Raw genomic sequence first — 2,535 nt, 5'->3', positions numbered from 1 at the left:
GGCCGGGGGTGGCTGCTGTGGGGCACCGGTGGCGGTCGGCGGTCCCGGCGGCGATTCCCCGGCCCGGGGCGGCTGCTGAGCCCCGGCCGGCGGTATCGGCCCGATCAGCCACCGGGAACGCGCAGCAGGGCCGCCCACAGGGTCAGCCCCGGCCCGAAGGCGAGCGCGACCGCGTACGCGCCGGGCACGAGGGCCCCCGTCCCGCGCAGGTGGTCCAGCACCAACAGCACCGTGGCCGAGGAACAGTTCCCGTAGGCGTCCAGGACCGCCCGGGAGGATGCCAACGCCGATTCCGGAAGGCCCAGTTCGTCCCGCACGGTGTCCAGGATCCGGGGCCCGCCGGGGTGCACCGCCCAGCCGACCGGATCGTGGAGGGCCAACCCGTTGCGCGCCAACAACTCCTCCACCACCGGCCGCACGTGCTTGGCCAGGACATCCGGTACCTCCGGCGCCAATCCCATCCGGAACCCCAGATCGGTGATCCGCCAGGTCATGTGCTCCCCGGTGCCGGCATCGGTGTGGGAGGCGAGATCGACCACCTCCAGCGGGGGCACGGTCTCTCCGGGGGCCCCGGTGACCGGATCCCCGTCGCCCGGCGAACCACCGGGGCGCACCACCACCGCGACGGCGGCGTCCCCGAACAGCGCGTGCGTGACCACCTGTTGGGGGTCGGTGGTGGGCGGCTGGAGGTGCAGGGAGGTCAACTCCACGCAGAGCAGCACCGCCGCCCGTCCCCGGGCCGGCACGTAGTCGCTCACACTGCCCAGGCCGGGCAGCGCCGCGTAGCAGCCCATGTGACCGACGAGCAGCCGGCGGGTGTCCGGACGCAGACCGAGGGAGGCGGCGATCCGGATGTCCGGGCCGGGGGTCTCGTAACCGGTGCAGGAGGCGACGACCAGCATGCCGACCGCGTCGACGTCCAGGTCGGCCGCCTCCAGCGCGGCGGTCACCGCGCGCCGGCCCAGCAGCGGCGCCTCGACCCCGTAGCGGCTCATCCGCTCGGCGGTGCTCCAGTGGGTCGGCGGCTCGGTGAGCGGGTTGACCACGGTGTGCCGGCGGGTGACGCCCGCGGAGGCGAAGACGCGCCGGGCGAGCCGGCTGTCGGCGAAGTGCTCCCGGAAGAAGTCCTCCCACAGGCGCTGTTGGGAGACCGGCTCCGGCACCGCCACCCCGATGCCGGTGATCACCGGCGCGGCCCCGGCGGCGGGCGGGGTGAAGGGGTGTCCGGGGCTCACCACCGGGGCACCGCCGTGTCCCGGGCCGGATCGCCCCCCAGCGCGGCCACCCCCAACCAATCCGCGCACACGTCCGAGGTCGCGGGTTGCAGGGCCCCGCAGCGGGCGTCCCGGTAGAGCCGTTCCAGGGGGTGGCCGCGTCGGGTCGCGGAGGTACCGGCCGCCTCCAGCGCCGAGGACGCGACCTCGGCGGCGGTGTCCCCGGCCAGCAGTTTGGCGCGCCACACCCACCGGTTGGTCTCCGGTTCGCCCGGCCGGTCGGTGACCCGGCGGGCCGCCTCGGCGACCGCCAGGGCCGCGGCCTCCACCGCGGCGTCGGCGCGCCCCATGCGTGCCCGCACGGCGGGCAGTCCGGTGAGGCCGCGCTCCCCCAGGTGGTCCGCGGCGGCGCGCAGCACCGCCCGGGCGACCCCGACGTAGACGGCGGCGTAGGAGGCGACGAGCCACTGCGGCATCACCTCGGCGATCGGCAGCGCCAGCCCCTCGACGCCGCCCAGCAGCGCGTCGGCGGACACCTCGGTGTCCAGGTGCAGGTCGTGGCTGCCGGTGGCCCGCATGCCCAGCGAGTCCCAGGTGGGATCCACCCGCACGCCCTCACCGGCGGGCACCAGGAAGTAGGAGACGCGGGCCTCCGCGTCCCCCGGGGCGCCCCCGGTCGCGCTCCTCGCGTCCTCGTCCCGGGCGGCCACCAGATAGGCGTCCACGTGCCCGGCCCCGGAGACGAACGCCTTGCGCCCGGTGATCCGGTACCCCCCGGCGGTGCGGCGGTAGCCGGTGGTGATGCGGGACAGCCTGGAGCCGGCGCCGCGTTCACTCATCGCGACCCCGTACAGCGCGCCCCCGGCGGCGTCCCGCAGTACGCGGTCGCGGGTGGTGAACCACTCCTCGGGGGCACCCAGTGCGCGGGCCAGGTCGTCCGGGGTGTGGGCCAGGGCCCCGGTGACCGAGGCGTGCATGTTGTGGATCAACGCGGTGGCGCCCGAACCGGCGGCCAACTCGACCGCCACGGCCGTGTAGTCGGCGAAGTCGGCGCCGCTGCCGCCGAGCCGGCGGGGGACCATGAGGCCGAGCAGGCCCGCCGCGCGCAGATCGGCGAAATCGGAGGTGGGGAAGCTGCCCGCCGCGTCATGGGCGGCGGCCCGCTCGGCCAGGGCGGGGACCAGGGCGCGAACGCGCTCCAGGGCACCGGCCGCGTCCGGGGCCGGTGTTCCGTCCGGTGGTGTCCCGGGGCCGTTCGGTGCCCCGCCGGGGACATCCCGGGCGTCCGGGACCGGGTCGGTGACGGTCCGCGGATCGGGGG

2 protein-coding genes are annotated in these 2,535 nt (G+C 76.4%); both read right to left on the bottom strand.

The genetic code is table 11. The features are described 5' to 3' along the window. Positions 1 to 104: 104 nt before the first annotated feature. Positions 105 to 1,235: a type III polyketide synthase gene (locus tag FNQ90_RS19440; protein WP_323380075.1), complete on the bottom strand. Its 1,131-nt coding sequence runs from the start codon at positions 1,233 to 1,235 to the stop codon at positions 105 to 107. Then, a partial coding sequence (locus FNQ90_RS19435; protein WP_228471402.1) for an acyl-CoA dehydrogenase family protein occupies positions 1,232 to 2,535 on the bottom strand: 1,304 nt, incomplete at its 5' end. The genes FNQ90_RS19440 and FNQ90_RS19435, both read right to left, overlap by 4 nt.

Source organism: Streptomyces alkaliphilus (assembly GCF_014141535.1).
Taxonomy (GTDB): Bacteria; Actinomycetota; Actinomycetes; order Streptomycetales; family Streptomycetaceae; genus Streptomyces; species Streptomyces alkaliphilus.
The sequence above is the reverse complement of the archived record's forward strand: the minus strand, read 5'-3'. Positions and strand labels throughout refer to the sequence as shown.